The sequence below is a fragment of the Cupriavidus sp. 21MJTG02-4 genome (assembly GCF_057798975.1).
Window position 1 is genome coordinate 44,742 of sequence record NZ_JBYOJP010000030.1, and the last position, 7,288, is coordinate 52,029.

A 7,288-nucleotide genomic window follows, 5' to 3' on the forward strand; every position below is an offset into this window, starting at 1 on the left:
TGCAAGGAGACCTACGATGTACCGCCCCCTTCGTCGCAAAGCCCTGCTCACCCTGACCGCCGCGGTTGCCCTGGCCGCCCTGCCCGCCATGGCGCAACCGCAGTACCCGTCCAAGCCGATCCGCCTCGTGGTGCCGTTCTCGGCCGGCAGCGCCACCGACATCCTGGCCCGCATCATCGGCGCCAGGATGGGACAGAATTCCGGCTACCAGATCATCGTCGACAACCGCCCCGGCGCCGGCGGCACGCTCGGCGCCACCGGCGTCGCCAAGGCCGCGCCGGACGGCTACACGCTGATCCTGGTGTCGGTCGGCCACGCCATCAACGCCACGCTGTACCCGAAGCTGGCCTACGACACCGTCAAGGACTTCGCGCCGGTGTCGCTGGTGGCGAGCGTGCCCAATGTGCTGGTGGTGAACGCCGCCAGCCAGTACAACTCCGTGCGCGACGTGGTTGCCGCGGCCAGGGCCAACCCCGGTGCCATGAACTTCGATTCGGCCGGCTCGGGCAGCTCCACGCACCTGAGCGGCGAACTGTTCAAGATGCAGGCCGGCATCGACGTGGTCCACATCCCGTACAAGGGCACGGGCGAAGCGCTCACCGACGTGATGGCGGGGCGCGGCGACATGATGTTCGCGCCGTCGGTCTCGGCCATGCCGTTCGTGCGCCAGGGCAAGCTCAAGGCCCTGGCCGTGACCACGGCGAAGCGGGCCGCCTCCCTGCCCGACATTCCGACCGTGGCGGAAGCCGGCCTGCCGGGGTATGCCTTCGATTCGTGGTTCGGGATCCTCGCTCCCGCCGGCACGCCGAAGGAGATCGTCAATGCGCTCAATGCCGAGATCGGCAAGGCGCTGGCCGCGCCCGATGTCAGGGAAAAGCTCGCGGTGCAGGGTGCCGAGCCCAGGACCTCCACGCCGCAGGCGTTCTCCGCCTATATCCAGGCGGAAATCGCCAAGCTGGCGCCGGTTGTCAGGCAATCGGGCGTCAAGGGCGGCCAGTAGTCGGCTCGCGCGCGGCGGCCGGCCGTCGCGGGTGCCTTAGAATGGCGGTTTCCCGACCTGCCCAGCGCCCCAGCCGCCGCACCGCATTCCGCCGACATGTCCGAGCGCAAACGCCTGACCCTCAAAGACCTCGCCGCCGAGATCAACGTGCATTACTCGACGGTGTCGCGCGTGATGAACCCGGCCACACGGCATCTCGTGGCGGAAGACGTGGCGGCACGCGTGCTGGCACTGGCCGACGAGCGCGGCTTCCGTCCGAACCGCATCGCGGCCGGGTTGCGCACGCAGCGTTCAGGGCTGGTCGGCGTGGTGCTGCCCGATATCGCCAACCCGGTGTTTCCGCCGATCCTGGCGGGCATTGAAGCGGTGTTGTGCCAGCAAGGCTATGTGCCGATCGTCGTCAACGCCGGCACCGACAAGGCGCGCCAGCGCTTCGTCATCGACCAGCTGCTCGGGCGCCAGGTCGAAGGGCTGGTGCTGGCCACGGCCGAGCGCGACGATCCCGTGCTGGAATACTGCGTGGCCCAGCGCATTCCCGTAGTCATGGTGAACCGCGGCGAGGACACCGGCCGGGCGTCATGCGTGGTCAGCGACAGCCTGCTGGCCATGCGCCTGACGGTGGATCACCTGGTCGGGCTCGGGCACCGCCGCATCGGCCACATCGCGGGACCATCGACGCTGTCGACCGGCTTCCTGCGCCGCGAGGGCTTTGTCCGCGCCGTGCGGCGCCACCGCCTGGGAGGCGGCCAATGGCAGGTCATCGAAGCCGCAAGCTACTCGCGCGAAGCGGGCCGCGAAGCCTGCGAACGGCTGCTGGCCGAATTCCCGGGCATGACGGCCATTGCGGCCGGCAATGACCTGATCGCCATGGGCTGCTACGACTGCCTGCGCGCCCGTGGCCTGCGCTGCCCCGACGACCTCTCGGTGATCGGCCACAACGACATGCCGTTCGTCGACGCGCTCACGCCGCCGCTGACCACGGTGCGCATTGCCGTCCATGAAATGGGCGAGGAAGCGGCAAGGCTGCTGCTCAGCAAGCTCAGCCAGCCCGATGCCAAGGCGGTGACGGTCGAGCTGACGCCGGAGCTGATCGTGCGGGGGTCGACGGGGGCGCCGAGGGCATAGCGCCGTAGCGCGATAGCGGGCGGACGCGCCAATCCCACCAGCCCGCCGCAAGAAAACCGCGCGGATTCGAAGTCCTTCTATAGTTTCCGTTGCTTCGGGAACCTAGTCTACGACCCGAAGATCCGCAGCATTCAGCAACCGGTCTCCTCGACGCCACGCCAGTCAGCGAGTGATTGATGTGGCGGCGGCTGACCCGGCGTGGCGGCATCGCCGCCCGCCAACTTCCCGACTGAAGCCAATCTCCCGGACAGCTTGCCTGGCCGAGGGCCGGTGTTTGCCGCGGATCGGAGTTCTTCGATCAAACCGAGGCGACACTATGAGATTGACTACCTCTTCGCTGGCTGCGGCAGCCATGGCCGCCGCCATCCTGGCCGGCTGTTCCACGACCTCCAGCCACCCGACTGACCAGGGCACATCGAGCCAGGTCGTATTCCCCGACAAGGCCAGCGCCTGGCCCGCCCAGGGCACCTTCGCGAACCTCGACAACCTGCGCCAGCTGCGGCCCGGCATGACCAAGGACCAGCACTACGCGCTGATCGGGCGGCCGCACTTCAACGAGGGCATGCTCGATGTGCGCGAGTGGGATTACCTCTTCAATTTCCGCACGGGCAAGCCGGCACCGGACGATGTCGCGCAATGCCAGATGAAGGTGCTGTTCGACACGGACATGCAGTCCCGTTCGTACTACTGGGCGCCCGAATCGTGCGCGGCGTTCCTGAAGATTGCGCAAGCGCCGGCGCCGGCTGCCCCGATCGCGATGCCCGCCGCCACCGAACGGACCACAACGCTCGGCGCCGATGCCCTGTTCGCCTTCAACGGCTCCGGCACGGCCGACCTGCTGCCGGAAGGCCGCCGCCAGGTCGAGGCACTGGGCAGGGAGCTGGCCGCGATGAAATCGCTCCGCCATGTCGATGTATACGCCTACACCGACCGCCTCGGCACCGCCGCCTATAACCAGCGCCTGTCGCAACAGCGCGCGCAGACGGTGAAGAACCTGCTGGTGGCGCAAGGCGTGGACAGCCGCGTGGTGACCGCACAAGGCCGTGGCAAGGCCGACCCTGTGAGCCATTGCGGCGCCATGCCCCGCAGCAAGCTGATTGCATGCCTCGCGCCGGACCGGCGCGTGGAGATCCGCTCCGCGGGCGTGAAGTAGCACGGCAGGCCGGCGTGGATACGGCCGGCTGATCCCTTCCATTCACGAATCTTTTTGAACATGCCGCACTGCGGCAGGGGCGCGCTCACGCCGGTTTTCCGTGGGCCGTCCCGACAAGGCGGCCGGCATCCGACGCATGCCGCGCCTTCTCAAGGAATCAGGAGTCTCATCATGAACAAGACATATCGCAGCGTTTTCAACGCATCGACGGGCACATGGGTGGCGGCGCCCGAGACCGCCAAGGGGCGCGCAAAGTCATCGCGAAGCATCGCTGCCTCCGCGCTCGCCATCTTCGCCAGCGTTGCCACGCCGTGCGCATTCGCGTTCGATCCCATTGGCAACAATGCCGCCGGCAGCTCCAGCGACCTGGTCATCGGCGACAACGCAGCAGGCATCTCATATCCCACCTACTTTTACCCCACCATGACAACGGACCCCTGGGGCAATCCACTGCCAGGCGGGGGCTCGGTCATCGTCGGCAACAACGCCAACGCCAACCAGAATGCCGGCGTGACCTTGCTCGGCAGCAACACCAGCGCTTCTGGTAACGGTGCGGTGGCCATCGGCTTGGATTCGTCAGCGGCGTACGATGGCACTGCGGTAGGCACCGCGGCATTCGCCACCGGCAGCTACAGCGTCGCCATGGGCCGCGGAGCGGTTGCCTCGCACACCTCGTCCGTCGCCCTGGGCGTGCTGTCTGCCGCGGCCGGCGATGAGTCGCTCGCATTGGGCGACTATGCCTTCGCCAGCGGCACGTCTTCCGTCGCGGTCGGCGATGGCGCAATGTCCAGGAACACTGAAGCCATTGCCATTGGCAAGGCCGCGCAGGCACTGGGCGTCCGGTCCATCAGCATTGGCGCACGGAACATCGTGACCGGTGACAATTCCGGCGCGATCGGCGACCCGAACAATGTCACCGGCACGGGCAGCTATGCGCTGGGCAATGACAACACCATCGATGCCGACAACGCCTTCGTCGTCGGCAACAACGTGTCGGTACCGGCCGGCCTGAATGGCGCCGTCGTGCTGGGCAACAACTCGACGGTGTCCGCCGCCACCCCCAGGGCCGGCATGACCGTGAATGGGGTTGCGCACACCTTTGCCGGCGCGGCACCGGCGGCGGGCGATGTGCTGAGCGTCGGTTCCACGGCGGCTCCGCGGCAGATCCAGAACGTCGCGGCCGGCCAGGTCGGCGCGGCAAGCACCGACGCCGTCAACGGCTCCCAACTGTATGCCGTGACACAGGAACTGGACAAGCCCATCAGCTTCAGCGGCAACAGCGGCGCCAGCATCGACCGGCACCTTGGCGATACGCTCGCCATCACCGGCGCCGCCACGACGGCCGGCAGCTACTCGGGGGCCAACCTGAAGACCGTCACCGACCCGACGGGCGTGATCAGCCTGCAGATGGCCGACGCGCCGAAGTTCGGCAATATCACTATCAACGATGGGGACAGCGGCAAGATCACCGGCGTCACCGCCGGTACGGCAGCCACCGATGCCGTCAACGTGAGCCAGCTCCAGGCTGCCACGGCCGATGCCGTCATGTATGACGACAGCACCCACAGCAGCGTGACGCTGGCCGGCGACACCTACAACCCGGTGACCAAGACCGGCGGCACGAAGATCATCAACGTCGCACGCGGCGTGGATGACAGCGACGCCGTGAACATGTCGCAGCTCAACGAGACCAATGCCATCATCAACAACTTTGCCGGCGACCAGTCCGATACGTACATCGACCATAACGGACGCGGCATCCGCTATGTGCGCACCAATGACAGCGGCCTGCCGCTGGACGATGCGCATGCTCAAGGCATCGGCTCGTCGGCGCTGGGCTACAACGCCGTGGCGCTCGGCGGCAATGCGCTGGCGCTTGGCCGCAATGCCGTTGCGGCCAGCGACAACGACGTCGCGCTCGGCGCGGGCGCTGTCACGCAGGCGGCGGTCGCGACGACGGGTACGACCATTGCCGGCAAGGACTATGCCTTCGCGGGCATCGCGCCGACCAGCACCGTCAGCGTTGGCGACATCGGCGCCGAGCGCACCGTCACCAATGTGGCCGCCGGCCGCATCAGCGCCACCAGCACCGATGCCATCAACGGCTCGCAGCTCTACGCCACCAATGTGGCCATCGAGGACCTGGACCAGGGCGCGGTGAAGTACGACCGGTTTGCGGATGGCACCGTGAACTACAACAGCGTGACGATGGGTGGCAGCACGTACAACCCGGTAAGCAAGACTGGTGGCACGAAGATCACCAACGTGGCGCGTGGCGTGGCGGACAGCGATGCGGTGAACGTGTCCCAGCTGAATGAAGTCAAGGCTGACGTGACCAGCATCACCAATACGGTCGAGAACTTCGCCGGCGACCAGTCGACCACGTACACGGAAGAGAATGGCCGCGGCATTCGCTACGTCCGCACCAACGACACGGGCCTGCCGCAAGCCGACGCCCACGCCCGGGGACAGGCCGCGACCGCCGTCGGCTACAACGCGCAGGCGAACGGTGACGGCGCCGTGGCCATGGGCCGCGACAGCAATGCGGCCGCAGCGGATGCGGTGGCGATCGGCCACAACAGCGTCGCCGCCAATGCGGGCGATGTGGCACTCGGAGCGGGCTCCGTCACTGCTGCCGCGGTTGCTACCACGGGCGTGACGATCGCCGGCAAGGACTACACCTTCGCGGGCACCGCGCCGACCAGCACGGTCAGCGTCGGCGACGCCGGCGCCGAGCGCACCATCACCAACGTGGCTGCCGGGCGCATCAGCGCCGATAGTACCGATGCCGTCAACGGCTCCCAACTGGCTGCGACCAACGCGGCCATCGAGCAGATTTCCTCGAACATCTCGAACCTCGACCAGGGCGCGGTCAAGTACGACACCAATGCGGATGGCACCGTCAACTACAACAGCGTGACGATGGGCGGCGACACGTACAACTCGGTGACAAAGACTGGCGGCACGAGGATCACCAACGTGGCGCGCGGCGTCAACGACAGCGACGTCGTGAACATGTCGCAGCTCAACGAGACCAACGCGGTCATCAACAACTTCGCCGGCAACCAGTCGACCGAGTACACCGAGCAGAACGGGCGCGGCATCCGCTATGTCAGGACCAACGACACCGGGCTGGCGCAGGCGGATGCCTATGCCCAGGGGCAGGGGTCGACGGCGGTGGGCTATGACGCCCGGGCAACCGGCGACAGCGCGCTCGCGCTCGGCCGCAATGCCGTGGCATCGGACGCCAACAGCGTGGCACTCGGCGCGGGATCGGTCACGGCGGCGGCGGTGGCGACGGCCAGCGGCGTGGTGGGTGGCACCACCTACCAGTTCGCCGGAGGCAGCGCGACCAGCACGGTCAGCGTGGGTTCGGCTGGCAACGAGCGCACCGTGAGCAATGTCGCGGCCGGGCGCCTCAGCGCGGGGAGTACCGACGCGGTCAACGGTTCGCAGTTGTATGCGACCAACCAGAAGGTGGATGAGAACACGCAGGACATTGCCAACCTGAACCAGCAGGTGGGTGGGAATACGCAGTCCATCACCAACCTGAACAACCGGGTTGACGGCGTGCAGCGTGATGCCAACGCCGGCACCGCGTCGGCCATGGCGCTGGCGGGACTGCCGCAGGCGGTGTTGCCGGGCAAGGGCATGGTCGCCCTGGCGGGCAGCACCTACAGCGGCCAGTCAGCGATCGCGCTCGGGGTGTCGAAGCTGTCGGATTCCGGGAAGTGGGTGTTCAAGGGTGGCGTGACGACCAACTCGCGTCGCAATGTGGGGGCGGCGGTTGGAGCGGGATTCCATTGGTAGACGGGATCAATTTTTAGGGAAGCCGGCATGGGTCGCTGGTTATGAACGGTTGTCGTTCTTGGCAGGCGCTGCTGTTTCGCCGGCGTAGCCGGCGACCTACTTATATGAACGCGCCCCGGTTTGCAAGGTAAGACTGATCATTGTTGGCTAGAACAGGACTGGTTGCAGACTTATATCCGGCCTTGCTTGCAGGCGAACCT

The 7,288-nt window shown here is 67.0% G+C and carries 4 protein-coding genes; all 4 read left to right on the forward strand.

The window, feature by feature from the left end; genetic code table 11:
- The first annotated feature begins 16 nt into the window (after positions 1-16).
- The 4 genes from AC3FKH_RS33080 to AC3FKH_RS33095 all read left to right on the forward strand — a co-directional run bounded on the left by AC3FKH_RS33080 (position 17) and on the right by AC3FKH_RS33095 (position 7,088).
- Entirely contained in the window at positions 17-1,000 is a 984-nt protein-coding gene (locus tag AC3FKH_RS33080; RefSeq protein WP_488679813.1) for a tripartite tricarboxylate transporter substrate binding protein, read from the forward strand.
- Positions 1,001-1,096: 96 nt separating this feature from the next.
- Entirely contained in the window at positions 1,097-2,125 is a 1,029-nt protein-coding gene (locus tag AC3FKH_RS33085; protein WP_488679814.1) for a LacI family DNA-binding transcriptional regulator, read from the forward strand.
- 316 nt (positions 2,126-2,441) lie between these two features.
- Entirely contained in the window at positions 2,442-3,278 is an 837-nt protein-coding gene (locus AC3FKH_RS33090; RefSeq protein ID WP_488679816.1) for an outer membrane protein assembly factor BamE, read from the forward strand.
- A 171-nt stretch (positions 3,279-3,449) separates the two neighbouring features.
- Entirely contained in the window at positions 3,450-7,088 is a 3,639-nt protein-coding gene (locus AC3FKH_RS33095) for a YadA-like family protein (RefSeq protein WP_488679818.1), read from the forward strand.
- Positions 7,089-7,288: the final 200 nt, after the last annotated feature.